The following is a 24,330-nucleotide window of genomic DNA, read 5'->3' as shown; positions in this document are numbered from 1 at the left end:
TCGATCACCGCGGAGCGCCGTGCGGGTCATGAGGGCTGAGGCGGAGCCCGGGGGCTCCAGGTCCCGCCGCCGTCAGTGTTGTCCCTCCTGCTCGAACTCGGTCAGCAGGCTGGTGAAGATGGAATGGAGCTGCCGTACCTGCTCCGGGGTGAGCCGGTCGAAGAATGCGGAGCGTACCTGGCGGACGTAGCCGGGGGCCGTTTCGGTCAGCACGGAGAAGCCCTCGTCGGTGAGGGTGGCGAGCGTGGTCCTGCCGCAGTCGGGGTCGCGGTGGCGGCGGATCCAGCCGTGTGATTCAAGCTTCGTGGCGGCGTGGGAGAGGCGGCTCGCGGGGGCGTGGACCTGCTGTGCCAGCCGGGTCATCGTCATGGTGCGGCTGGGCGCCTCGGAGAGCATGGCGAGGATCAGGTAGTAGGCGTGCGGCATCTGTGCGTCGCGCTGGAGTCGCCGGTCCAGGGACTCGACCAGCAGTTGAGAGGCCACGTGATAGGCCCGCCAGGTCTCCTGCTCATAGCTGTCCAGCCATCGCACGTCGTCCATGGGCACAGAGTAGCCGAGCACACTTGAGCTCTCACTTGAGCTCTCAACCTTCCTCGCTTACTCTCGGATTGTTCCCATTTCAACGATCGCCCGTTCGAGAGGCACCCCCATGTCCAAGGTTCTCGTTCTCGTAGGCCACCCGAACCTCGCCGAGTCGAAGCACAACGCCGCACTCGTCGAGGCCGTCAGGGACCTCGACCATGTGACCGTGCACGACCTGTACGCGGCCTACCCCGACTTCGCCCTCGACGGCGACGCCGAGCGCGCGCTCCTCGCCGAGCACGACGTCATCGTCTTCCAGCACCCGGTCTACTGGTACAACACCACCCCGCTCCTGAGGCTGTGGCAGGACCTCGTCCTCACCCACGGCTGGGCCTTCACCACCGACGGCACCGCATCGCAGACCGCCGGCAAGAAGGCCGTCGTGGCGGTCACCGTCGGCGGCAGCGAAGGCAACTACTCTCCCGAGGGCTCCAACGGTCGCACCATCGAGGAGCTGCTCAACAACTGGGACAACACCCTGCGTCTGTGCCAGTTCGACACGCAGCAGCCCTACTTCAAGCTGCACAGCACCGTCTTCGGGGTCTCCGACGAGGACCTGGCCATCGCCGCCAAGCAGTACCGCGAACTGCTTGCCTCCTTCGCCTGACGGCCCCCAGGGGTCGCGGCGGCCCATGGCATCCAGGGGAGACGAGACAGCGCGAACAAGGACCTCTTCTACGGCAAGGATGGCGACCTGGCCGGGCAGGACAAGGAGTCCCAGGAGGTGTCCATGATCGCCCTCCACCTCTTCAGTCCGCCCTGGTCCACGTATCCACGCTCCGTGCGGGCGCCGGCGGTGCCCCGTCCTCGCGCTCCGCAAAAGGAGGTAGCGGCGGCCCCGGCGTGGCATCCGGGCTGGGGCCTGGCCGAAGACGTGGTGACCGGGACGCTCAGGCGTCCCGGCCACTACGGGCATGGTCTCCGCCCGGTAGCGTCGGCGGCGCTGCGGAGCGGTGGGGTTCAGGCGTGGGCGGCCAGGGCCTTGGCGTACTGCTCATCGGTGACCGGCTCCAGCCAGGCGGTGCCGTCGCCGTTTCCGTCGCCGACGACGATGGCGAGGTGGGCCATGAGGTTCGTGTCGGTGGCGCCGTGCCAGTGCTCTTCGCCCGCCAGGCACTTGAGGGTCTCACCGGCGGTGATGCGGGCCACCTGGCCGTCGCGGGTGCCGACCATGCCGACGCCGTCGGTGACGTAGAGGGTCTGGCCGTTGGCGTGCGAGTGCCAGTTGGTGCGGGCTCCGGGGGTGAAGCGCACCAGGCCGACGGCCAGGCGTGCGGGCTCGGCGGGGGCCTCGATGAGGTTGAGGTAGACATCGCCGGTGAAGCGCTCGGCCGGGGCCTTCATCGTAGGGGTGTCGGTGACGTGTTCCATGGGTGTTCCTCTGTGGTCGTGGGCGGGTGGTCAGGCGTCGTCGTGGGTCAGGCCGGAGCCCAGTGCGCGGGAGGCGTCGACCTGCGCGAGGAGTTCCCTGGCCTTGGCCTCGACGGCCTGGAGGCAGTCGTCGCCGGCGACGAACCGCAGTGGGGGCGCTTGCAGGTCGGCGACCTTGAGCAGGGCGTCGGCGAGCTTGGCGGGGTCGCCGCTCTGCATGCCGTTCATGGAGGCCCAGACCGTCTTGGTCTCGGCGGTGCGCTCGGCGTAGTCGTCAATGGAGCCCTCGGCGTAGGTGGTGGAGGCGTCCACGAGGAGTTCGGTGCGGAAGAAGCCCGGCTGCCGAACTTGGCGGCTGAGTAGGCGACGCAGAAGTCGACGCCGACCGCCCCGGCAAGGGAGGAGAGGGTGAGGACGTGCCCGGCGCGCTGGGCACGCATGACGGGCAGCGCGGCGCGGGTGACGTTCATCGGGCCGAACAGGTTCGTCTCGATCTGGGCGCGGATCTGCGCGTCGGGGCCCAGATCTGCGCTGTCCGGCTTGGCGTGGAAGGCATGAGCACCGAGAGCGACATCCGCGAGTTCCTGGCCTCCCGTCGGGCCAAGATCACCCCACAGCGGGCCGGGCTGCCCGCCTACGGCAGCAACCGCCGGGTGAAGGGCCTGCGCCGCGAGGAAGTCGCCATGCTCACCGGCGTCAGCGTCGACTACTACGTCCGCCTGGAGCGCGGTCACATCGCCGGCGCCTCGGAAGAAGTCCTCGACGCCGTCGCGAACGCCCTCCAGCTTGACGAGGCCGAACGCGCCCACCTCTACGACCTGGCCCGCGCCGCCGCCAAACGCCCCGCCCGCCGCAAGCGCGCCCGCGGCCCGCTCCCCGACAGCGTCCTGCGCGTGCTGCACTCCATGACCGACTCCCCGGCCTTTGTCCGCAACGGCCGCCTCGACATCCTCGCCACCAACCCTCTCGGCCGCGCCCTGTACTCACCCCTGTTCCCCGACCCCACTACCCAGACGGCCAACATCGCCCGCTTTCAGTTCCTCGACCCGCTCGGCCGCGACTTCTTCCCCGACTGGGAGCAGGCCCTGAACACCACCGTGTCCCTGCTGCGCACCGAGGCCGGGCGCGCCCCGCACGACAGCGACCTGACCCAGCTGATCGGCGAACTCGTCACCCGCAGCGAGGAATTCCGCACCGCCTTGGCCAAGCACAACGTGCGCCTGCACTACACCGGCCGCAAAGCCTTCCGCCACCCCGCCGTCGGCGTGATCACCCTCGACTTCGACGCCATGGAGCTGCCCGCCCAGCCCGGTCTCACCCTCACCGCCTACAGCACCGCTCCAGGCGCCCCCGACCATGACGCCCTGCAACTCCTCGCTGCTTGAGCCGCCACCGAGAACGCCTCGCCTACTGGGCAGCCCCGCTCCCACCGACCAGCAGAACCGATGAACAGTGCACCGAAGCCCGGAAACACCTGACTGTTCTCGCAAACGGTCCTTTGCCAGAGCAGGATCAATAACTGGCTGCCGGTTCTCGGGTTCGGAAAGAACGGGGGACGGTCTTCACCTCCGCCGCTGCCGAACCGATCGACCAGGCAGCCGGTCGGTGGCTTGCCCCCTGGGACGTACCCACACGCGGTTCACAGGTCCGCCCCACCAGGTTGCATACTGGACCGCATGGCACGTGAGCAGCAGATCGCCGACGGCAGCGGACTGGGGATCTTCCTGCGGACCCGCCGGGCCCAGGTGGCGCCCGAGGGCGTCGGCCTGGCCGCGGGCGCAGGGCTGCGGCGTACACCAGGGCTGCGCCGCGAGGAGCTGGCCACGCTGGCGGGGATCAGCATCGACTACTACGCGCGCTTGGAGCGCGGGCAGGAGACCAACCCCAGCCCGTCCGTCCTCGACGCCCTCGCCCGCGCCCTCCGGCTGGACGAACACGAGCACGAGCACCTCTGCGAGCTCGCCGAGCGTGCCGCCCGGACCGCGCCCAAACAGTCGGCTGTGCCCGAGCGGACTGTCGGGCCCGGCATCGAGCTGATGCTGGAGAGCCTGCGCCCCAACCCCGCGTACGTGATCAGCCGCACGATGGACATCCTCGCCGGCAACCCGGGCTCGGTCCGCCTGTTCGCAGGGTCGGAGCACTGGCCGGCCGACAGACTCAACGCCTTGCGCTATCTCTTTCTCGACCCCCATGCGCCGAAGCTGTTCGCGGACTGGGACGAGCAGGTCCGCACGTGTGTCGGCCGTATACGCGCCCTGGCCGGAACCGAACCGGACGCCCCCGGCCTGGCCCAACTCATCGACGAACTCAGGCTCGAAAGCCCGGAGTTCGTGCGCCGCTGGAGGGACTACGACGTACAGCCGCACCCGCGCGGGGACAAAACCTTCCACCACCCGGAGGTCGGCGACCTCACCCTCGGCTACCAGTCCATGCAGCTGGACGCCACCCCCGGTCACCGCCTCGTGGTGTTCTACGCGCAAGCCGGCACTCCCGACCACGACAAGATGCTCCTCCTCGACAGGGCGGTCACCGAAGAGATCTCGAAACCCGTGGAGGAGGAGCGGAGCTGACGGCGGCCGGCTCCTGCGGCACGGTCAGGGCCGGACGAGGACCTTCAGCGCCTCACGGTCAGCCATGGCACGGTAGGCGCCCGGGGTGTCCTCCAGGCCGACGCTCCGGTCGAAGACGCGGCCCGGCTCGATCTTCCCCTCCAGGATGTCGGGCAGCAGCTCGTCCATGTACGCGCGAGCCGGGGCGACACCGCCGGTGATGGTGACGTTCTTCGCGAAGTCCATGAAGCCGAAGGGGATCTCGCTGTACTGGGGCACGCCGACTCTGCTGATCGCGCCGCCGGGGCGGACCACGCCGAGGCCCATCTGAAGCGCCGACAGCGCGCCGACGCACTCCAACACGGCGTGGGTGCCCACGCCCCCGGTCAGCTCCTTCACGCGGGCGATACCTTCCTCGCCGCGCTCGGAAACGACCTCGGTGGCCCCGAACTCGACGCCCAGGTCGGTGCGGTCCCTGTGCCGGCCCATCAGGATGATCCGCTCGGCCCCGAGCCGCTTGGCGGCCAGCACGGCGGACAGGCCGACCGCGCCGTCGCCGATCACCGTCACGGTCGTACGCGGGTCGACGCCGGCCTTGACTGCGCTGTGGTGGCCGGTGCAGAGCACGTCGGAGAGGCTGAGCAGCGAGGGCAGGAGAGCGGAGTCCTCCGCCACCGGAAGCTTGACCAGCGTGCCCTGGGCCTGCGGCACCCGCACAGCCTCGCCCTGACCGCCGTCGACCCCGTTCACGCCCCACTGGCCGCCGTGCGGACAGACCACGTGCAGACCCTCCTTGCAGAAGACGCACGTGTTGTCCGCCCAGAGGAAGGGTGCCACCACCAGGTCACCGGCCTTCACCCCGGACACCTCGGAGCCGGCCTCCTCGACGATGCCGAGGAACTCGTGTCCCATGTGCCGCCCCTGGTCCGAGACCGGCATCGACTTGTACGGCCACAGGTCGCTGCCGCAGACGCAGGACAGCACCACCCGGACGACGGCGTCCGTGGGGTTCTGGATCTTCGGGTCGGGGACGTCCTCCACACGGACATCGCCGGCGCCGTACATCACTGTTGCTCGCATGAAACTTTCCGATCTTCCTTGAATTGAGCGGTAGTCGATGGGGGATCAGCCGCTTGACGATCTCCGCACCTTGCTGACGAGGGCTCGCGGTGGGGCGAGGGGGACAGGCCGATGTGACGGCACTTGCCCGCTGCCGCCGTCTCCGCCCGTGCTTCCCATGTCTTCTCGATCGGCACGCCGGGGTCCACCCGATGCGGCTGATAGAGGTCCATGTGGCGGCTGCCGAGCCGCCCGACGGCCCGGGCCCGGAGTGGTGGTACGCATGGCTGCTGCTCGGCCTCCCGCTGACCGTTGTCCTGGCTCGCGACGAAGTCCTTGAGCTGCGTGACCGCGCTCGGCCACTCGGCGTGGAACGCCAGGTGGGTGATGGCCTCGACCAGTTCGTCCTCGCTGAGCCCGTTCGCCAGCGCCCGGCGCAGACGGTTGCCGAGCTGCTCCGTGCGGTACGCGACAGCCAGAGCAGTGACGGTGATCAGACTGCAAGAGCGCGCGGACAGGCCCGGACGCTCCCAGACGCCCCCGAACAGCACCTCGTCGGTCGGCTCGAACAGCATCGGTGCGAAGTCGCCGAGTATCTTCTGGGCGGGGTTCGGCTCGTCTGGCATGCGTGGGCTCCTCGCATCATGTGCCTCACTCTCGTCACGGGTGTCGCCGGTGCTCAGACAGGTGACCGGCTCAGAGGTTGACCAACCGGCTCATCTCCGCTTCGAGACGGTCGCCCGCGGCCGGGGTGAGGTGGTTGAGCTGGTCGAGTTGCTCGGCGGTCAGCGCCACCTGGTCGGCGGCGGTGTTCTCCTCGACGCGGGTGACGCGCTTGGTGCCGGGGATGGGCGCGATGTCGTCGCCCTGCGCCAGCAGCCACGCCAGGGCCACCTGCGCCGGAGTGGCGCCCACGTCCGTGGCCACCGCCTCGACCTCGTCGACGAGGGCCAGGTTGTGCTGGAGGTTCTCCGCGGTGAAGCGCGGGTTGGTCAGGCGCCGGTCCGTGGCGTCGAACTGGTCGGTGGAGCGGATCCTGCCGGTCAGGAAGCCGCGGCCGATCGGCGCCCAGGGCACGAGGCCGATGTTCAGATCCCGCAGCAAGGGCAGGATCTCCGCCTCCACGTCCCGCGTCCACAGGGAGTACTCCGTCTGCAGCGCGCTGACTGGGTACACGGCGTGGGCGCGACGGATCGTGTCAGGACCGGCCTCGGACAGACCGATGTGGCGGACCTTTCCCTCGGCGACCAGCTCGGCGAGAGCGCCGACGGTGTCCTCGATTGGTGTGTCCGGGTCGACCCGGTGCTGGTAGCCCAGGTCGATGTGGTCGGTGCCGAGCCGTCTGAGGGAGCCCTCGACCGCCGCGCGCACGTTCGCCGGACTGCTGTCGGGGCCGGGCACGCCGGGACCGCCGCCCGCGTGGGAGACCAGGCCGAACTTCGTGGCCAGCACCGCCTGATCCCGGCGGCCCCTCACGGCCCGGCCGACGAGCTCCTCGTTGACGAAGGGCCCGTAGATCTCGGCGGTGTCGATGAGGGTGACGCCCAGATCGAGTGCGCGGTGGATGGTGCGGACGGACTCGGCGTCGTCCGTGCCGTGGCCGGTGTACACGCCGCTCATCCCCATCGCGCCCAGACCGATCCGGGAAACATCGAGATCGCGCAGTTTGATGTGCTTCACGGTTACCGATTCCTTCGCTTCCGGGGTGCTCGCGTGCCTCGCGGACACCTGCTGAGATTCGCGTCGGTGCTCGCGTACGGGGGGACGGCCGGCGCCGACCGTGATCCACGGGGCTTCGCGGCCGGGACCCTCCGATTCAGGTCCCTCACCGTGTGGGCCCGGCCCCCTCTGTGGGGGAGATCCGCGACATGGCCAAGCGTGCGCGCTCGGCGCGCCGTGTGGCAGGCCGCCTTGTGCCGGGCAGTGGCGTTCCGTGCTGTGACAGGGCACCCCACGCGCCCGCCGCGCAGGTCACAGCCCCGACATCCTGGTGGGTATGACACGTGAGCAGCAGCCCGCCCGTGGTGGCACCGAGCTGGGGCGCTACCTGCTGGCCCGCCGGGCTCAGGTGACTCCCGAGGAGGTGGGCTTGACGGCCGCTTCCAGGTTGCGCCGCACCCCGGGGCTGCGCCGCGAGGAGCTGGCCACTCTGGCAGGGGTGAGCATCGACTACTACGCCCGCCTGGAGCGCGGCAGGGAGACCCGCCCCAGTCCGTCGGTCGTCGACGCGCTGGCCCGTGCCCTCCTGCTGAAGGAGGACGAGCACGAGCACCTGCGCGACCTCGCGGCTCGCGCCGCCCGGACGGCGCCCGAACCGCCCATCGCGCCCAGCAGGGCAGTGCGACCAGGGCTCACGCTGTTGCTGGAGAGTCTTCGGCCGGGTCCCGCCTACATCGCCAGCCGCACCAACGACCTGCTGGCCTGGAACCCCGCCGGGCTACGGCTTTTCGCAGGCATCGAGGGCTGGCCGGTCAAGCAGCGCAACCTCGCGCGCTATGCCTTCCTCCACCCTGCCGCTCGGGACCTCTTCGACGACTGGGAGCACACGCTGCGCGGCTGCGTCGCCCGGCTGCGCGCACTGGCCGGCACCGACCCCGACGCACCCGACCTCGCCCATCTCGTCGGTGAACTCCTGCTCAAGAGCCCGGACTTCGCCCGCCTGTGGGAGCGCTACGACGTGAAGGGGCACGCGCACGGACGCAAGACCTACCACCACCCCGGCGTAGGCACCTTCACCCTGGGCTACCAGGGAATGCGCCTGGAGGGCACCCCCGGTCATCGCCTGGTCACGTACTACGCCGAGCCCGGCACCCCCGACCACGACGCGCTCGTCCTCCTCGACTATGGCTTCTGCGATGGGGGCTCGGGCACGGGTAGTGACCACGCGGAGTCGGCGGATCGCGAGGCCGACTCCTGATGTCTCACCGGGCCGTGGTCGAGGGTGGGCAGGGTGACGGTACGGTTCGTCACGGTCTGGCTCCTGGTCTTGTCAGGTGTTCGGACTCAGGCCCCGGCCGGCGGTGGAGTCACCGAGCTGGGGCCGCTCCGTCTCACACGCATCTCACAAACGACGCGTCACGAGAGGGACGGACAGCGACTGACCACGGATTACGTGGACGGTAGAGACGGGCGGAGAACGCCATATACAGCGGGTATGCTCCGTACACGTGACTGCCGCTCCCGCCAAGCCCCGCATCCCCAACGTCCTCGCCGGACGCTACGCCTCCGCCGAGCTCGCCACGCTCTGGTCGCCCGAGCAGAAGGTGAAGCTGGAGCGTCAGCTCTGGCTCGCCGTGCTGCGGGCCCAGAAGGACCTCGGGATCGAGGTGCCGGACGCGGCGATCGCCGACTACGAGCGTGTCCTCGACACCGTCGACCTGGCCTCGATCGCCGAGCGCGAGAAGGTCACGCGGCACGACGTGAAGGCCCGGATCGAGGAGTTCAACGACCTCGCCGGTCATGAGCAGGTCCACAAGGGCATGACGTCCCGCGACCTGACGGAGAACGTCGAGCAGCTGCAGATCCGGCTGTCGCTGGAGCTCGTCCGCGACCGCACGGTGGCCGTGCTGGCGCGCCTGGGCAAGCTGGCCGGCGAGTACGGCGAGCTGGTCATGGCCGGCCGCTCCCACAACGTGGCCGCGCAGGCCACCACCCTGGGCAAGCGGTTCGCGACGGCGGCCGACGAGCTGCTCGTGGCGTACGGCCGGGTCGAGGAGCTGCTCGGCCGCTACCCGCTGCGCGGCATCAAGGGCCCGGTCGGCACGGCGCAGGACATGCTGGACCTGCTGGGCGGCGACGCCGCGAAGCTGGCCGAGCTGGAGGACCGGATCGCCGGTCACCTGGGCTTCTCGCAGGCGTTCACGTCCGTGGGGCAGGTCTACCCGCGCTCGCTGGACTACGAGGTCGTGACCGCGCTGGTGCAGCTCGCGGGGGCCCCCTCCTCGCTGGCGAAGACGATCCGGCTGATGGCCGGGCACGAGCTGGTGACCGAGGGCTTCAAGCCGGGCCAGGTCGGCTCCTCGGCGATGCCGCACAAGATGAACACCCGCTCCTGCGAGCGCGTCAACGGCCTGATGGTCATCCTGCGCGGGTACGCCTCGATGACCGGCGAGCTGGCGGGCGACCAGTGGAACGAGGGCGACGTGTCCTGCTCGGTGGTGCGCCGGGTCGCGCTGCCGGACGCGTTCTTCGCGCTCGACGGTCTGCTGGAGACGTTCCTGACGGTGCTCGACGAGTTCGGCGCCTTCCCGGCCGTCGTCGCGCGGGAGCTGGACCGCTACCTGCCGTTCCTCGCCACCACCAAGGTGCTGATGGGCGCGGTGCGGGCCGGTGTCGGCCGCGAGGTGGCCCACGAGGCGATCAAGGAGAACGCGGTGGCCTCGGCGCTGGCGATGCGCGAGCAGGGCGCCGAGCGCAACGAGCTGCTGGACAAGCTGGCCGCCGACGAGCGACTGCCGCTCGACCGTGCCCAGTTGGACGCGCTGATGGCCGACAAGCTGTCGTTCACGGGCGCCGCGGCCTCCCAGGTGGCCATCGTCGTCGGCCGGGTCGAGGAGATCGTGAAGCAGCGGCCGGCGGCCGCCGGCTACACCCCCGGAGCGATCCTCTGACGCGCTTCACCCAGGCGGAGCTGGAGGCCGCTCGCGACCGACTCGTACCGGACGTCGTCGCGGGCGGTCTTCGCGTGCTCTTCTGCGGCATCAACCCGGGGCTGATGACGGCGGCGACCGGCCACCACTTCGCCCGCCCCGGCAACCGCTTCTGGCCGGTGCTGCACCTCTCCGGCTTCACGCCGAGGCTGATGAAGCCGGCGGAGCAGCAGGAACTGCTGTCCTACGGGCTCGGCATCACGAACGTGGTGGCTCGGGCGAGCGCCCGGGCCGATGAACTCACGGCTGAGGAGTACCGGGACGGCGGGCGACTGCTGGCGGAGAAGGTCACGCGACTGAAGCCCCGCTGGCTGGCGGTGGTGGGCGTGACGGCCTACCGGGCGGCCTTCGACGACCGCAAGGCAAAGATGGGTCCGCAGGAGCGACTCATCGGGGACACACGCGTGTGGGTGCTGCCGAACCCGAGCGGGCTGAACGCGCATTGGACGGCGGCGACGATGGCGGAGGAGTACGGGCGGCTGCGGGTGGCGGCGGAGGGCTGAGCGCTCGGCGCCCGGTCCTCAGGCCTCCAGGAATCAGGCCGCCATGCCTTCTGGCCTCCAGGCCTCCAGGCCTCCAGGCCTCCAGGCCTCCGAGCATCAGGCCTCGCTCCTCAGTCCTTGCTCCTCAGTTCTCAGGGCGGATCCGTCTCCGTCACAATCGCGAGGAGTTCGAAGGGCAGTTCCTTGTCCCACTGGGAGACGCCCAGGGCCACCCAGCGCGCCGTGCCCGGCAGTTGCCACAGCTGGACGTCCGGCACATGACCGCTGAGCCAGGCCCAGGGCTCGGGTATGTCCTCGCCCTCCGTCGAGCGGGCCAGGGTGCTCGCCAGGCTGATGACGTGCGGTGGGCCCCAGCGGTCGGTCAGCCGCTCCGCCAGACCGTCCCGGTCGGCCTCGTACTGTGCCTCCGCCTCCTCCCACTCCGTGCCGTCGTCCTCCCAGAAGTCGCCGCTGGTCTGTAACTCGGCGACGAGATATCCCGGGCCTCCCGGGCCCAGGTCCGTCCTGCCCTGCTCCTCGGGGAACTCCCGGGTGCACAGCAGGTCGACGGTGGCGAGGCAGCGCGCGATGTCCATGTGATCCAGTAAACCCGCCGCCACTGACAATTGGCGGTGGGTCAGTCGGCTCCCTTGCCCAGGCTCGGCTCAGGCTCGGTTCAGGCCTCTGCTCAGGCCTCTGCTGAGACCTCCGCGCTCAGGCGTCCCGCCGCCGCACCCGCCACGCCCCCGCCGCGACCGCCGCCAGCGCCCACACCGCGGTCACCGCGAGCCCCGTCCACGGTCCCAGGACGCCGTCCCACCGGGTGCGGAGGGCCACTTGACCGGCGCGATCGGGCAGGAAGTCCGCGACGTCGCCGGACAGGTCGCCGATGACGAAGGACACGATCAGCAGGAAGGGGACGAGGATGCTCAGCACCGCTGCTCCGCTGCGCAGCAGGGCCGTCAGACCGGCGGCGAGGAGCGCCATCAGCGTGAGGTAGACGGCGCAGCCGACGACACCGCGCAGGCTCTCGGACATGCTCAGCCCGGCGGCCTTCTCCCCCAGCACCGCGCTGCCCACGGCCAGGGTCACCAGGCCCGTGGTCAGACCGACGGCCAGGACGGGCAGGGCGATCGCCGTCAGTTTGGCGGCGAACCACCGGCCCCGCTGCGGCACCGCGGCCAGCGACACCCGCAACGCGCCTGCCTGGAACTCGGCCGAGACCGCCGTCGTGCCGAACGCGACGGCCGCGATCTGCCCGAAGTTCACGCCGAAGAACGCGGCGAACAGCGGGTCGAAGTCGTCGGCGTCGGTGGCTGTGGCGACTCCGGCCAGCGCGGAGAACGCGACGGTGGCGAGCAGGACCGCGCACAGGCCGCCGACCAGCGATCGCAGGGTACGGATCTTGATCCACTCGGAGTGGAGGGCAGGGGCGAATCCCATGGTCAGGCCTTCCGGGGCGGGGCCGCGAACTCGGCGTCGGCAGCGGTCAGGTCGAGGTAGGCCTGCTCCAGCGTGCCCACCTCCGAGGTCAGTTCGAGGAGGGGGACGCCCGCGTCCGACACAAGGCGGCCGATGTCGTCCACGCGCGCGTGGTGCACGATCCAGTGCCCCTCGGCCTGTTCCACGGCGTCGTGGCCGTGCCGGGCGAGGGCGCTCTTCAGGGCGAGCGGGTCGGACGTCCGGATGCGGACCCGGGGCTGCACGCGCGCGTCGATGAAGTCCTGCATCGGGGTGTCGGCCAGCAGTCGGCCCCGGCCGAGCACGACGAGGTGGTCGGCGAAGGACGCGGTCTCGTTCATGAGGTGACTGGAGACGAGCACGGTGCGGCCCTCCCCGGCCAGCCGGCGCAACAACTCACGGATCCAGACGATTCCTTCGGGGTCGAGTCCGTTGGACGGCTCGTCGAGCAGCACGACTTCGGGGTCGCCGAGCAGGGCGGCGGCGATGCCGAGCCGCTGGCGCATCCCCAGGGAGTACGTCTTCACCCGGTGCCGCGAGGCGGGGGCGAGCCCGGTCTCCTCCAACACCTCGTCGACCCGGCGGGCGGGGATGCGGTTGCCGACCGCGAGGGCGAGCAGGTGATCGCGTCCCGTCCGGGCGCCGTGCGCGGCCTGCGCGTCGAGCAAGGCGCCGACGTGGCGCAGGGGTTCGCGGAGGGTGGAGTAGGCCCGGCCGCCGACGGTGGCGGTGCCCGAGGTCGGCCGGTCCAGGCCCAGGACGAGGCGCAGGGTGGTGGACTTGCCTGCGCCGTTGGGGCCGAGGAAGCCGGTGACCCGGCCGGGCAGCACGGAGCACGTGAGCCGGTCCACGGCCCGCCGGGGGCCGTACTCCTTGGTGAGGTCGCGGACGTCGATGCTGTTCATGGCCACCACTCTCGTCACCGGCGGGGGCGTCGGGCCTCCCCCGACCGGGGAGAGCCGCTCCCTCGCTCGGGGGAGGCCCGTTGTCAGTGGGGCCTGCCACGATGTCCGCATGGGCCGCTTACTGCGCCCGCTGCTGCGGGGGACGACGTACACACGACTGCTGCACCTGTGGGTGCCGATGCTGGTCGTGAGCGTCTGGATGTTCATCGACCCGTCGCGGCCGTGGGTGCCCGCGCTGCTGCTCGTCCCGGTCGGGCTGATCCCGGCGGTGCGGACGGGCGAGGGGGTGCAGGCGCGACTGCTCCTGCTGCCCGGCGACCCCGATCCCGGGTTCTCCGTGGCGGCCTCGGCGACCTGGCGGGACCGGCTGCGGACCGTGCTGTGGCTCGAGGTGCGGATGGCACTGGGCGCGGTGTCGATGTTCGGATGCGTGTGGCTGCCCGTCCTGGTCCACGACCTGGCCGCGGGCGCCGGCGGTCGGGTGCCGCACGGCATGTCCGTCCTGCCGTCGGTGACACCGCACTGGTGGTTCGCCCTGCTCGTCCCCCTTCCCCTCCTCACGCTCTACGGCGTCGTCGTGGGCCTGGGCGAGTTGGTCACGGTCTGCGCGCGCGGGCTGCTCGGTCCGTCCGCGGCCGAGCGGCTGGCCGCCCTGGAGGAACGCACCGAGCAACTCCTGGAGCGCAACCGTCTGGCCCGGGAGCTGCACGACTCCATCGGGCATGCGCTGACGGTGGCGGTGCTCCAGGCGGGGGCGGCGCGGGCGGCGGGCGATCCGGGGTTCACCGACCGGGCGTTGGCCGCCATCGAGGAGACCGGCCGCTCGGCCCTCACGGATCTGGAGCGGGTGCTGGGCGTGCTGCGTGAGTCCGGGCGGCCGGCGGACAGCAGACCGACGCTGGCCGAGGCCGATCGTCTGCTGGAGTCGGCACGCGTGTCCGGGGCGAAGGTCGACGCCGAGCTGACCGGGCCCCTGGAGTCGGTGCCGGGACCGGTCTCCCGCGAGGGCTACCGCATCCTCCAGGAAGCGCTGACCAACGTGTTGCGGCACGCGGGAGCCGTTTCGGTGCGGGTCCGTGTCGGAGTCGCCGACGACGTCCTGCGCCTGGAGGTCAGCAACCCGCTGACGCCCACCGCACCTGTTCCCGGCCCCGGGCAGGGCAGCGGGCTGCGCGGCATACGGGAGCGGGCGGCGCTGCTGGGCGGGCGGGCGTCGACCGGACCGGACGCGGACGGCTGGCAGGTACGCGCGGAGCTGCCGCTGCGTTGATCTAGGCTGACCGGATGCCGGTGACCGTGCTTCTCGTCGACGATGAACCACTGGTCCGGGCCGGACTGCGGGCCGTGTTGGAGGCTCAGGACGACATCGAGGTCGTCGGGGAGGCGGCCGACGGGGCCGCGGTGATCCCGTTGGTGCGGCAGCTGCGACCGGACGTGGTCGCCATGGACGTACGCATGCCGCTGATGGACGGCATCGAGGCCACGCGCGCGGTGCTGCGGACGGTGGACGGGCCGCCGAAGATCCTGGTCGTGACGACGTTCGAGAACGACGAGTACGTGTACGAGGCGCTGCGCGCGGGCGCGGACGGGTTCCTGCTGAAGCGGGCCCGGCCCGCCGAGATCGTGCACGCGGTGCGGCTGGTCGCCGAGGGCGAGTCGCTGCTGTTCCCGGCGTCGGTGCGGCGGCTGGCCGCCGAGTACGGCGACGGGGGCGGCAATCGGGCGGCGCGGGACGTCCTGGACCGGGCGCGGCTGACCGAGCGGGAGGCCGAGGTGCTGCGGCTGATGACGCGCGGGCTGTCGAACGCGGAGATCGCCGCACGGCTCGTCGTCGGGACCGAGACGGTCAAGTCGCATGTCAGCGCGGTGTTGATGAAACTGGGGGCGCGCGATCGGACCCAGGCGGTGATCACGGCCTACGAGTCGGGGTTCGTCGCGCCCGGCTGAGCCGGCGGACGCCGGGCCCCGGTGTGGATTCCGGTACGGATCCGTGCTCGCCCGGGTCCGTCCCGCCGAGTACGATCCGCCCAAACACGCGCACGAGCTGGGAGGACGGACGTTGGGTCGGCTGACCGGCGGGGATCCATCGCTGCTGCGAAGGATCAACTCCGCGGTGGTGCTGCACGCGCTGCGTGCCGCGGACTGCGCGACGCTCACGGAGATCACCCGCCTGACGGGGCTGTCCCGGCCGACCGTCGAGGGGGTCGTCGAGGATCTGATCCAGGCGGGGCTCGTCGTCGAACAGGCGGCCGACGACAGTGTCGCCCGGCGGCAGGGGCGGCCCGCGCGGCGGTTCCGGTTCCGGGCGGAGGCCGGGCATCTGCTGGGTCTGGAGATCGGCTCGCACCGGGTGGCCGCGCTGCTGGCCGACCTGGACGGGCGGGTGCTGGGCGCACAGGCCAAGGACGTCGACGAGACGGCCTCGGCGGACGAGCGGCTGGAGCGGCTGCGCACCGCGGTCGCCGAGCTGCTGCGCCGGGCCGGTGTCCCGCGCAGCTCGCTGCGGGCCGTGGGGGTCGGCACACCGGGGATCGTCGAGGCGGACGGCACGATACGGCTGGGCACCGCCCTGCCCGAGTGGACGGGGCTGCGGCTGGGCGAGCGGTTGAGCCGGTCCTTCAAGTGCCCGGTGCTGGTGGAGAACGACGCCAATGCGGCGGCCGTGGCCGAGCACTGGAAGGGCTCCGCGACCGAGTCCGACGATGTCGTGTTCGTGATGGCCGGGCTGAGTCCGGGCGCCGGCTCGCTGATCGGGGGGCGGCTGCACCGGGGGTACGGCGGGGCGGCCGGGGAGATCGGCGCGCTGCATCTGCTGGGCCGGGAGGTGACCCCGGAGACGCTGCTGTCCACGACGGACGAGCCGCTGCACCCGCTGGACGAGCACGCGGTCGCGAAGGTGTTCGCGCAGGCCCGGGAGGGTGACCAGCGGGCCCGGGCGGCGGTGGACCGGTTCCTGCAGCGGCTCGTCCACGATGTGGCCGCGCTGGTCCTGGCCCTCGACCCGGAGCTGGTCGTGGTCGGCGGCTGGGCGGCCGGTCTCGACGGCGTGCTGGAGCCCTTGCGACAGGAGCTGGAGCGCTACTGTCTGCGGCCGCCGAAGGTGGTCCAGTCGCTGCTCGGTGAGGCGGCGGTGGCCACGGGGGCGCTGCGGCTCGCCCTCGATCATGTGGAGGAGCAGTTGTTCGCGGTGGAGGGAACGGTGACGGCGCGGCGGTGACCCGCACCGCGCGCCGCCGGAACTGCCGGAACGGCCGCAGCCGGAACCGCCGTATCGGACGAACGCGCCGCGCCCCGGAGGAGTTCCGGGGCGCGGTGGGCGGGTCCGCTCCGGCGGCCGGTGCAGGCTGTTCAGGGAGCCTGCCGCCTGCGACCCGAGGCGGACGGGGCGTTCAGGAGGCCTGCTGCTCCGGACCGTGGTGTATCTCCACGCCGCCGGACGCGCCGAACGTCAGTCGGCAGGTGTCCGCGCGATACGTCGCGACGGAGAGCGCCGCGGTGCGGCCCTCGGCGAAGAAACGCGTGGTGACGACGAGGACGGGCGCGCCGGGGAGCCGGTCGAGCTCCTTGGCGTCGTCCGCGCGGGCCGAGCCCAGCTCCACGGCCCGGTCCTGGCCCTGCAGTTCCAGGCGCTGCAGCTCGCGCAGCACCGCACGCGCGCGTGCCGCCTCGGCCGGGGCGTCGATCGCGGTCAGGTCGGGCACCGACGTCCGGGGGACGTAGAGCAGTTCCGCGGCGACGGGCTGACCGTGGGAGACCCGGGAGCGGCGCACGACGTGGACGGCCTGGTCGCGGGCGGTCTCCAGGGCCGTGGCGACGGCCGCGGGCGGAGCCGCGAGGGTGCAGTCGACGGCCTGCCAGCCGTCGTCGCCCGTGCCCGGCCAGCCCTGCTGCTCGGTGCCGACGGCGACGCCCATCCGCGGCGGCGCCACGGTGGTGCCGACGCCCCTGCGGCGCTGCAGCCGGCCTTCCAGTTCGAGCTGTTCGAGCGCCTGCCGGAGCGTCGCGCGGGCGACGCCGAAGCGGGCCGCCAGGTCGCGCTCGTTGGGCAGGATCTCGCCCACGGTGAATTCGGAGTCGAGTGCCTCGCTCAGCACGGTCTTGAGATGCCAGTACTTCGGTTCCGGTACCGATTCCAGTTGCGTGGTCCCCACCCTGTCCTCCGCAATCGCCGTGGTCCGGCGGCGTTTTTTCGCGCCCTTGTTTATTAAAGGTTGTTGTACTTCTCTGCGACCATAGGGCGGCCCCCACCCTTGGTCAAGACCAATCCTCGATCCCTCTGCAGGGCGACGGCCTCAGACCCGAGAACGTTCACGGGACGTTCGTACAGGCGCGTTCTCGTGACACTCCGGCAAATCCCCGTTCGCGAAAGGCGGGCTGCGACGCCGGGGGGAATTACCGTGACGAGGGTCCGGTCCGAGGAAACGGGAGGTCGCTGTGCGGTACGCGGTGCTGGGTACGGGCGACGTCGGTCGCACTCTGGGCCGAAAGCTCGTGGAGCTGGGGCACACGGTGGTCCTGGGTTCACGCTCGAAGGACAATCCGGCGGCCCTGGAATGGGCGCGGGAAGCGGGCGAGCGGGCGAGCGCCGGTACGTTCGCGGAGGCGGCCGCCGCCGGCGAGACGGTGGTGAACGCGGTGGCCGGGCGGGCGTCACTGGCCGCGCTGGAGGCGGCCGGGGCGGCCAACCTCGACGGGAAGATCGTGCTGGACGTCTCCAACCCGCTGGCCTTCGAGGACGGCGAGATGCGGCTGTCCCCCGTGGAGTCGGACAGCGTGGGCGAGCAGATCCAGCGGGCGTTCCCGCACGCGCGCGTGGTGAAGTCCCTGAACACGGTCAACTGCCAGGTGATGGTGGATCCCGCGCGCGTGCCGGGCGAGCACCAGGTCTTCGTGTGCGGGGCGGACGCGGAGGCGAAGGAGCAGGTCACGGCGCTGCTCGGGGAGTTCGGCTGGCCGGCGGACCGGGTGCTCGACCTGGGCGGCATCCGGGCGGCGCGGAGTGTGGAGATGTGGCTGCCACTGTGGCTGGACCTGATGCGCGGCTTCGGCCACGCGGACTTCAACCTGGAGCTGCGCAGAGCGCGTTGAGCCGGTCGGGTTCACCCTTCGGGGGCTACCCGCCAGTAGTAATTGCTGACAAGCTGTCTACGTCGTCCGCCGCCAGACGTCGCCGCAGACGTCGCCGCAGGCGTCGCCACCAGACCTCCCAGACGAGGAGCTCCCCATGTCCGCCACCGTCTCCTTCCCGGTCCCCACCCCCAGTGGGCCGCAGTCCGTCACGGTCTCCTACGCGCGCGTGGGCAAGGGCGAGCCGCTGCTCCTGCTGCACGGCATCGGCCACCACCGGCAGGCCTGGGACCCGGTGGTGGACATCCTGGCCACCGAGCGGGACGTGATCGCCGTGGACCTGCCCGGCTTCGGTGTCTCCCCCGCCCTGCCGGACGGCCTCGCCTACGACCTGCCCACGACGGCCGGCGTGTTCGGCGCCTTCTGCGAGGCGCTGGAGCTGGACCGCCCCCATGTGGCGGGCAACTCGCTCGGCGGTCTGCTCGCGCTGGAGCTCGGCCGCGAGAAGCTCGTACGGACCGTCACCGCGCTGTCCCCGGCCGGGTTCTGGTCGGAGGCCGAGCGGCGCTACGCGTTCGGCGTCCTGCTCACGATGCGGCAGATCTCCCGCCGGATGCCGCTGCCCCTCGTCGAGCGGCTGGCGAGCACGGCGGCCGGCCGGACCGCCCTCACCAGCACCATCTACGCCCGTCCGAGCCGCCGCTCCCCCGAGGCCGTGGTCGCCGAGACGCTGGCCCTGGCCCAGGCGACCGGGTTCGACCAGACCTTGCGGGCCGGCGCCACCGTCCGGTTCACCGACGACCTTCCCGGCGTCCCGGTCACCGTCGGCTGGGGCACCCGGGACTGGCTGCTCGTGCGCCGTCAGGGCGTCCGCGTGAAGCAGATCATCCCGGCCGCGCGCCTGGTGCGGCTGCCCGGCTGCGGTCACTGCCCGATGAACGACGACCCGGCGCTCGTCGCTCGCCTGATCCTCGACGGCAGCCGCTGAGGCCCTGGGCGCACGCCACGAGGCCCCGGCCCCGGGGCGGCGCCGACCCCGCCGAGGGCGCTGTCGGCGGCCTGGGCGGGGCCGAAGGAGCCGGTTCGGACGGCCAGTTGTTCACTTGTGGTTTCCGTGGGCGCTGCGGCGCACCAGTAGTTGTGGCTGTGCACACCGGCTGGTTCCCGTCCCAGGAGGCCCTTCCATGTCACACCGTCCGTTCCCCGGGCGCCGCAGCGTCCTGCGTGGTTCGCTCGCCGCGTCCGCGGCCCTGACCCTGCCCGCCGCCGTCGGCGCGGCGCCCGCGTTCGCGCTGTCCGGGCGGCCCAAGGCGGGCTGGGGTGTGCAGACCGGGGACGTGACGTCCGACTCCGGGCTGGTGTGGGTGCGGTCCGACCGTCCGGCGCGGATGGTGGTGGAGACGGCGGCCACCGAGTCGTTCCGCGGCGCCCGCCGCTGGCACGGTCCGCTGCTGGGCGCCGGCAGCGACTTCACCGGCACGACCCGGCTGCACGGGCTGCCGGCCGGCGAGCAGATCCACTACCGCGTGCTGCTCGCCGACCCGGACGACCCTCGGCGCACCGGCGAGCCGGTGACCGGCACGTTCCGCACGGTGCCCGTCGGGCGTCGGCGCGGGGTGCGCTTCCTGTGGTCCGGGGACCTCGCGGGCCAGGGCTGGGGCATCAACCCGGAGCTCGGCGGCTACCGCATCTACGATGCGATGGCCGAGCTCGACCCCGACTTCTTCCTGTGCAGCGGGGACAACATCTACGCCGACGGCCCGATCTCGGCGACCCAGGCGCTGCCCGACGGCACCCTCTGGCGGAACGTCACCACCGAGGAGAAGTCCAAGGTCGCCGAGACGCTCGCGGAGTTCCGCGGCAACTTCCGCTACAACCTGCTCGACGACAACCTGCGCCGGTTCAACGCCCAGGTGCCGTCGATCATCCAGTGGGACGACCACGAGGTCCGCAACAACTGGTACCCGGGCGAGGTGATCACCGACTCCGACCCCCGGTACACCGAGAAGAGCGTCGACGTGCTCGCGGCGCGTGCCCGGCAGGCGTTCAGCGAGTACTACCCGATCTCGACGCTGCGTCCGGGCGCCAAGGAGGGCCGCGTCCACCGGGCCGTGCGCCACGGGCCGCTGCTCGACGTGTTCGTGCTGGACATGCGGACCTACCGCAACGCCAACTCGCCCGACGACCAGACCGTGGACCCGCAGGGCATCCTCGGCGCCGAGCAGCTGGAGTGGCTCAAGCGGGAGCTGTCGCGGTCGCGTGCGGTGTGGAAGGTGATCGCCGCCGACATGCCCCTCGGGCTGGTCGTGCCGGACGCCACCGAGGGCAGGGCGAACATCGAGGCCGTCGCGCAGGGCGACCCGGGTGCGCCGCTGGGCCGTGAGCTGCAGTTCGCCGAGCTGCTGCGGTACATCAAGCACCGGCGGATCACGGGCACGGTGTGGCTGACGGCCGATGTGCACCACACCTCGGCGCAGCACTACCAGCCGTCGCGGGCCGCGTTCACCGACTTCGAGCCGTTCTGGGAGTTCGTCTCCGGTCCGCTCAACGCGGGCGCCTTCCCGGCCAGTGCGCTGGACGGCACCTTCGGTCCGGAGCGGGTGTTCGTGAAGGCGCCGACCGCGTCGAACGTGTCGCCCGCCGGCGGCTACCAGTTCTTCGGCGAGGTCGACATCGACGGCGACAGCGGCGAGTTGACGGTACGTCTGCGCGAGCAGGACGGGACCGTGCTGTTCACGAAGGTGCTGCAGCCGGGACGGGTCGGGCAGTAGTCCGGCGTCCCGGTACCCTCGAAAGCATGTGCCGCGCACCGGCGTCATCCCCCGGTGCGCGGTGCTGTCGTGACTCCTGGCGTGGATAGTGATCGTAGAAGAAGTGGAAGACTTAACAAAACGGGCATTAGCAGCCTTAACCCGTCAGTCACAAGGCGTTCGTGATCACGCAACACCGTTCGTCCACAGTGACTGCATGACTCGAGACATGTCTGATGTGACGCGCACGAAGCGCGGACGCCCGGTGCACCACTGGCGGCGGGACGTGGTGGAACTCGCCGCGCTCTTCACGGCCGTCGCGGTGGCCGACGGCGTGGCGAACCTGGTGGGGCACGGACCCGACGGTCCGGCGCTGCTGTCGGTCTCCGCGGCCCTGCTCGTCGCCACGGCCGGGTTCCACACATGGTGGGCACGCCGCCACGGTCACGCGCCCCCGACGGGTGATACCGGCGCCCGACCGGGCTCCGCGGAGCCGCAGGCCGGGCCGGCAGAGCTCTCCTCCGGGGTCGCCGAGGAGAGCGCCTTGTGGCGGATGCGGACGACCGTGAAGGACGCCCCGGGGTCGCTGGCCGCGCTCTGCGCGGCGCTGGCCGGCCACCGGGTGGACATCCTGAGCCTGCAGACGCATCCGCTCGGCGAGGAAACCGTGGACGAGTTCCTGCTGCGCGCCCCGGGCGCCCTCGCGGCGGCCGAGATCACCCGGGCGGTGGCGCTGGCGGGCGGCAGCAGCACCTGGATCGAGCGCGCCGACGCCCATGACCTGGTGGACGCGCCGACCCGGGTCCTGGGACTGGCCACCCGTACCGCCCTCGACGCCGCAGAACTGCCGCTGGCGCTGCGGCAGTTGCTGGGCCGGTGCACGATCCGCTCGCTGCCCGCCGCTTCGGGGAAGAGCGGCCGGGGGGCGCAGGCCGTGCCCGTGGAAGGCGTCCTGGAGGACACCGTGATGCGCCTGCGGGCGCCGGAAGGCGGAGTGATCACCGTGGAGCGGCCGTACCTGCCGTTCACCCCGACCGAGTTCGCACGCGCGCGTGCCCTGGTGGAGCTGGACGCGCGGCTGGGCCCGCGGGTCCCGGGCGGCCACGACGTGCTGACGCTGCCCGAGGGCAACGACATCACCGTGCGCCGGGCCGACACCGGCGATCTGGAGGCGGCGAAGGCGATGCACGAGCGGTGCTCGGCGCGCACCCTCTCGATGCGCTACCACGGGCCGGTCGGCGACGCGGACCGCTACCTCAACCACCTGCTCAGCCCGCGGTTCGGCCGTACCCTCGCCGTTCAGACGACGTCGGGCCGCATCGTCGGCCTCGGCCATCTGCTGTGGGACGGCGACGAGACGGAGGTCGCGCTGCTCGTCGAGGACCAGTGGCAGCGCCGCGGCATCGGCGCCGAACTGCTCGGCCGGCTGGTGGAGATGGCCGTGGAGGCGCGCTGCGAGAGCGTGTACGCCGTGACGCAGTCCTCCAACACGGGCATGGTCGCCGCCATGCGCGGCCTCGGCCTGCCCCTCGACTACCAGATCGAGGAGGGGACGCTCGTGATCACCGCGCGCCTGGAGAAGAGCGCGGCGCGCGAGACGTCCCCGCGGCACGGGGAGTGCGTCAGTCGCGACTGATGCGGAACGCAGCACGCGAGAGGGGCCCGGCGGTGCACCGCCGGGCCTTCTTCACACGGTGGCGGACGCCCTCGTCGCCCCCAGAGCCCCGGCCAGATCCCCCCACAGATCCTCGACGTCCTCCAGCCCGACCGACAGCCTCAGCAGCCGGTCGCTCACGCCCGCGTCCCGGCGCTCCTCCTCGCCGACGATGCGGTGGCTGATGGAGGCCGGGTGCTGGATGAGCGTGTCCACGCTGCCGAGGCTCACGGCCGGGGTGATGAGCCGGACGTCCGCGATCACCTCGTGCGGGTCGCCGTGGACCTCGAAGGCGATCATCGCGCCGCCGATGCGCGGATAGCGGACGCGGGCGACCCGCGGGTCCGCGGCCAGCCGCCGGGCCAGTTCGGCGGCGGTCGCGGAGGCTGCCCGCACCCGCACCGGAAGCGTCGAGAGGCCGCGGAGCAGCAGATAGCCGGCCAGCGGATGCAGCACGCCGCCGGTGGCGAACCGTATCTGCCGCAGCCGCCCGGCGAACTCCTCGTCACAGGCGACCACGCCCGCCAGCACGTCCCCGTGGCCGCCCAGGTACTTGGTGGCGCTGTGCAGGACCAGCCGTGCGCCCTGCTCGACGGGGCGCTGGAGCACGGGCGTGGCGAAGGTGTTGTCGGCGAGCAGCGGGACCGAGCCGCAGGCGTGGGCGACGGCCCGCAGGTCGACCTCGGTGAGCGTCGGGTTGGCCGGTGACTCGACCATGACCAGCCCGGTGTCGGGGCGCAGCGCGTCCGCGATGCCGGCGGGGTCGGTCCAGGTGACCTCCGAGCCGAGCAGCCCGGCCGTCAGCAGATGGTCGCTGCAGCCGTAGAGGGGGCGTACGGCGACGACGTGCCGCAGGCCCAGGGAGGCGCGCGCGAGCAGGACCGCGCTCAGCGCGGCCATCCCGCTCGCGAAGGCGACGGCGCTCTCCGTGCCCTCCAGCCGGGCCAGGGCCGTCTCGAAGCGGGCGACCGTCGGGTTGCCGAGTCTGCCGTAGACGGGCGGGCCGTCCGGTTCCGCGCCCGTCGCGGCGAACGCGTCGATGCGGGCGGCCTCGGCGCGGCTGTCGTAGGACGGGTAGGTGGTGGACAGGTCGATGGGCGGGGCGTGCAGGCCCTGCCGGGCCAGGTCGTCCCGCCCGGCGTGCACGGCCTCGGTGGCCAGTGCGCGGGGCGCTCCAGACGTGCGTACGCCGTCGTACGCGTGCGTGCTCGCAGCGGTTGAGTCCATGCATGGCAGAGTGAACATCGGACGGGCGGAGGGAACAGATGTCCGTGCTACGTTCGATCGATGGCCGAATCCGTCGTACTGGACCCGGTCGATCTGCAGCTGCTGCGGCTGCTGCAGAACGACGCCCGGATGACCTACCGTGACCTCGCCGCGCAGGTCGGCGTCGCGCCGTCGACGTGCCTGGACCGGGTGACGCGGCTGCGCCGCTCGGGCGTGATCCTCGGGCATCAGCTGCGGCTGGATCCGGCCAAGCTCGGGCGCGGGCTGCAGGCGCTGCTGTCCGTGCAGGTCAGGCCGCATCGGCGGGAGTTGGTGGGGCCGTTCGTGGAGCGGATCCGGGCGCTGCCCGAGGCCTTGACCGTCTTCCATCTCACGGGGCCCGACGACTATCTCGTCCATGTCGCCGTCGCGGACATGGCGGATCTGCAGCGGCTCGTTCTCGACGAGTTCACCGCCCGGCGGGAGGTCGCCCGCGTCGAGACCCGGCTGATCTTCCAGCAGTGGGAGTGCGGACCTCTGCTGCCACCGGCGACATCGGGACAAACGCCGTGACGTGAGGCGCCGCCGCGTACCA

23 protein-coding genes and 3 pseudogenes are annotated in these 24,330 nt (G+C 71.7%); 14 read left to right on the top strand and 12 right to left on the bottom strand.

Annotation, left to right across the window (positions count from 1 at the left end):
• Nucleotides 1-72 precede the first annotated feature (72 nt).
• A complete protein-coding gene (locus tag ABZ725_RS45075) occupies nucleotides 73-540 on the bottom strand; it encodes a MarR family transcriptional regulator (RefSeq protein WP_358808166.1) in 468 nt (155 codons plus the stop codon).
• A gap of 109 nt (nucleotides 541-649) precedes the next feature.
• On the opposite strand from ABZ725_RS45075, the gene ABZ725_RS45070 reads away from it, so the two are divergent.
• On the top strand, nucleotides 650-1,189 hold the full coding sequence (locus tag ABZ725_RS45070) for an NAD(P)H-dependent oxidoreductase (RefSeq protein ID WP_358808165.1): 540 nt from the start codon (nucleotides 650-652) through the stop codon (nucleotides 1,187-1,189).
• A gap of 353 nt (nucleotides 1,190-1,542) precedes the next feature.
• Here the strand turns inward: ABZ725_RS45070 and ABZ725_RS45065 are convergent, their stop codons facing one another.
• Both ABZ725_RS45065 and ABZ725_RS45060 read right to left on the bottom strand, forming a co-directional pair.
• Nucleotides 1,543-1,953, bottom strand: coding sequence for a cupin domain-containing protein (locus ABZ725_RS45065; protein ID WP_358808164.1), 411 nt, complete (start codon nucleotides 1,951-1,953; stop codon nucleotides 1,543-1,545).
• Between the two features lie 30 nt (nucleotides 1,954-1,983).
• Nucleotides 1,984-2,468 (bottom strand): annotated as a pseudogene (locus ABZ725_RS45060) (SDR family NAD(P)-dependent oxidoreductase); the annotation flags it as partial.
• Nucleotides 2,469-2,507: 39 nt separating this feature from the next.
• Here ABZ725_RS45060 and ABZ725_RS45055 point away from each other — a divergent pair.
• Nucleotides 2,508-3,338 carry a helix-turn-helix transcriptional regulator gene (locus ABZ725_RS45055; protein ID WP_358808163.1) on the top strand — a complete coding sequence of 277 codons (831 nt, stop codon included), beginning with the start codon at nucleotides 2,508-2,510 and terminating at the stop codon, nucleotides 3,336-3,338.
• Nucleotides 3,339-3,629: 291 nt separating this feature from the next.
• On the top strand, nucleotides 3,630-4,523 hold the full coding sequence (locus ABZ725_RS45050) for a helix-turn-helix transcriptional regulator (protein ID WP_358808162.1): 894 nt from the start codon (nucleotides 3,630-3,632) through the stop codon (nucleotides 4,521-4,523).
• A 24-nt stretch (nucleotides 4,524-4,547) separates the two neighbouring features.
• Here the strand turns inward: ABZ725_RS45050 and ABZ725_RS45045 are convergent, their stop codons facing one another.
• The 4 genes and pseudogenes from ABZ725_RS45045 to ABZ725_RS45030 form a co-directional block, all read right to left on the bottom strand.
• Entirely contained in the window at nucleotides 4,548-5,582 is a 1,035-nt protein-coding gene (locus ABZ725_RS45045) for an alcohol dehydrogenase catalytic domain-containing protein (protein WP_358808161.1), read from the bottom strand.
• A pseudogene (locus ABZ725_RS45040) lies at nucleotides 5,567-5,812 on the bottom strand (aldo/keto reductase); the annotation flags it as partial. The gene ABZ725_RS45045 and the pseudogene ABZ725_RS45040, both read right to left, overlap by 16 nt.
• Before the next feature lie 84 nt (nucleotides 5,813-5,896).
• A pseudogene (locus ABZ725_RS45035) lies at nucleotides 5,897-6,187 on the bottom strand (carboxymuconolactone decarboxylase family protein); the annotation flags it as partial.
• A gap of 70 nt (nucleotides 6,188-6,257) precedes the next feature.
• Nucleotides 6,258-7,241, bottom strand: a complete 984-nt coding sequence (locus ABZ725_RS45030; protein WP_358808160.1) for an aldo/keto reductase — start codon at nucleotides 7,239-7,241, stop codon at nucleotides 6,258-6,260.
• A 316-nt stretch (nucleotides 7,242-7,557) separates the two neighbouring features.
• On the opposite strand from ABZ725_RS45030, the gene ABZ725_RS45025 reads away from it, so the two are divergent.
• The 3 genes from ABZ725_RS45025 (at nucleotide 7,558) to mug (ending at nucleotide 10,713) form a co-directional block, all read left to right on the top strand.
• The gene (locus ABZ725_RS45025) at nucleotides 7,558-8,478 is read left to right on the top strand and encodes a helix-turn-helix transcriptional regulator (RefSeq protein WP_358808159.1); all 921 of its coding nucleotides are present in this window, start codon (nucleotides 7,558-7,560) and stop codon (nucleotides 8,476-8,478) included.
• A gap of 250 nt (nucleotides 8,479-8,728) precedes the next feature.
• Nucleotides 8,729-10,171: an adenylosuccinate lyase gene (gene purB, locus ABZ725_RS45020; protein WP_358808158.1), complete on the top strand. Its 1,443-nt coding sequence runs from the start codon at nucleotides 8,729-8,731 to the stop codon at nucleotides 10,169-10,171.
• A complete protein-coding gene (gene mug, locus ABZ725_RS45015; protein WP_358808206.1) occupies nucleotides 10,168-10,713 on the top strand; it encodes a G/U mismatch-specific DNA glycosylase in 546 nt (181 codons plus the stop codon). Before purB ends, mug begins: the two co-directional genes overlap by 4 nt.
• Nucleotides 10,714-10,844: 131 nt before the next feature.
• Here mug and ABZ725_RS45010 read toward each other — a convergent pair whose 3' ends face one another.
• From ABZ725_RS45010 to ABZ725_RS45000, 3 genes are all read right to left on the bottom strand, one after another.
• On the bottom strand, nucleotides 10,845-11,288 hold the full coding sequence (locus ABZ725_RS45010; protein WP_358808157.1) for a hypothetical protein: 444 nt from the start codon (nucleotides 11,286-11,288) through the stop codon (nucleotides 10,845-10,847).
• Between the two features lie 118 nt (nucleotides 11,289-11,406).
• Nucleotides 11,407-12,135 carry an ABC transporter permease gene (locus ABZ725_RS45005; protein WP_358808156.1) on the bottom strand — a complete coding sequence of 243 codons (729 nt, stop codon included), beginning with the start codon at nucleotides 12,133-12,135 and terminating at the stop codon, nucleotides 11,407-11,409.
• A gap of 2 nt (nucleotides 12,136-12,137) precedes the next feature.
• Nucleotides 12,138-13,058, bottom strand: a complete 921-nt coding sequence (locus tag ABZ725_RS45000) for an ATP-binding cassette domain-containing protein (RefSeq protein ID WP_358808155.1) — start codon at nucleotides 13,056-13,058, stop codon at nucleotides 12,138-12,140.
• Between the two features lie 109 nt (nucleotides 13,059-13,167).
• On the opposite strand from ABZ725_RS45000, the gene ABZ725_RS44995 reads away from it, so the two are divergent.
• From ABZ725_RS44995 to ABZ725_RS44985, 3 genes are all read left to right on the top strand, one after another.
• Complete coding sequence (locus ABZ725_RS44995) at nucleotides 13,168-14,328, top strand: histidine kinase (protein WP_358808154.1); 1,161 nt, start codon at nucleotides 13,168-13,170, stop codon at nucleotides 14,326-14,328.
• A gap of 14 nt (nucleotides 14,329-14,342) precedes the next feature.
• Complete coding sequence (locus tag ABZ725_RS44990; protein WP_358808153.1) at nucleotides 14,343-15,005, top strand: response regulator transcription factor; 663 nt, start codon at nucleotides 14,343-14,345, stop codon at nucleotides 15,003-15,005.
• A 112-nt stretch (nucleotides 15,006-15,117) separates the two neighbouring features.
• Nucleotides 15,118-16,275, top strand: coding sequence for an ROK family transcriptional regulator (locus tag ABZ725_RS44985; RefSeq protein ID WP_351910621.1), 1,158 nt, complete (start codon nucleotides 15,118-15,120; stop codon nucleotides 16,273-16,275).
• Between the two features lie 172 nt (nucleotides 16,276-16,447).
• Here the strand turns inward: ABZ725_RS44985 and ABZ725_RS44980 are convergent, their stop codons facing one another.
• Complete coding sequence (locus tag ABZ725_RS44980) at nucleotides 16,448-17,209, bottom strand: GntR family transcriptional regulator (RefSeq protein ID WP_358808152.1); 762 nt, start codon at nucleotides 17,207-17,209, stop codon at nucleotides 16,448-16,450.
• A gap of 283 nt (nucleotides 17,210-17,492) precedes the next feature.
• On the opposite strand from ABZ725_RS44980, the gene ABZ725_RS44975 reads away from it, so the two are divergent.
• From ABZ725_RS44975 to ABZ725_RS44960, 4 genes are all read left to right on the top strand, one after another.
• Nucleotides 17,493-18,146 carry an NAD(P)-binding domain-containing protein gene (locus ABZ725_RS44975; RefSeq protein WP_358808151.1) on the top strand — a complete coding sequence of 218 codons (654 nt, stop codon included), beginning with the start codon at nucleotides 17,493-17,495 and terminating at the stop codon, nucleotides 18,144-18,146.
• Nucleotides 18,147-18,282: 136 nt separating this feature from the next.
• A complete protein-coding gene (locus ABZ725_RS44970; protein WP_358808150.1) occupies nucleotides 18,283-19,113 on the top strand; it encodes an alpha/beta fold hydrolase in 831 nt (276 codons plus the stop codon).
• Nucleotides 19,114-19,309: 196 nt separating this feature from the next.
• Complete coding sequence (locus tag ABZ725_RS44965) at nucleotides 19,310-20,896, top strand: alkaline phosphatase D family protein (protein ID WP_358808149.1); 1,587 nt, start codon at nucleotides 19,310-19,312, stop codon at nucleotides 20,894-20,896.
• 244 nt (nucleotides 20,897-21,140) lie between these two features.
• Nucleotides 21,141-22,511 (top strand): GNAT family N-acetyltransferase, encoded by a 1,371-nt coding sequence (locus tag ABZ725_RS44960; RefSeq protein ID WP_358808205.1) that lies wholly within the window; start codon nucleotides 21,141-21,143, stop codon nucleotides 22,509-22,511.
• Between the two features lie 51 nt (nucleotides 22,512-22,562).
• On the opposite strand, the gene ABZ725_RS44955 is transcribed toward ABZ725_RS44960, so the two are convergent.
• The gene (locus ABZ725_RS44955) at nucleotides 22,563-23,756 is read right to left on the bottom strand and encodes a PLP-dependent transferase (RefSeq protein ID WP_358808148.1); all 1,194 of its coding nucleotides are present in this window, start codon (nucleotides 23,754-23,756) and stop codon (nucleotides 22,563-22,565) included.
• A 60-nt stretch (nucleotides 23,757-23,816) separates the two neighbouring features.
• Between ABZ725_RS44955 and ABZ725_RS44950 the strand changes: the two genes are divergently transcribed.
• Nucleotides 23,817-24,308, top strand: coding sequence for an Lrp/AsnC family transcriptional regulator (locus ABZ725_RS44950; protein ID WP_358808147.1), 492 nt, complete (start codon nucleotides 23,817-23,819; stop codon nucleotides 24,306-24,308).
• The last annotated feature ends 22 nt before the right edge of the window (nucleotides 24,309-24,330 follow it).

Source organism: Streptomyces sp. NPDC006872, from assembly GCF_040635845.1.
GTDB lineage: Bacteria > Actinomycetota > Actinomycetes > Streptomycetales > Streptomycetaceae > Streptomyces.
Note: the sequence above shows the minus strand (reverse complement) of the source record. Positions and strands in the feature narration are given on the sequence as shown.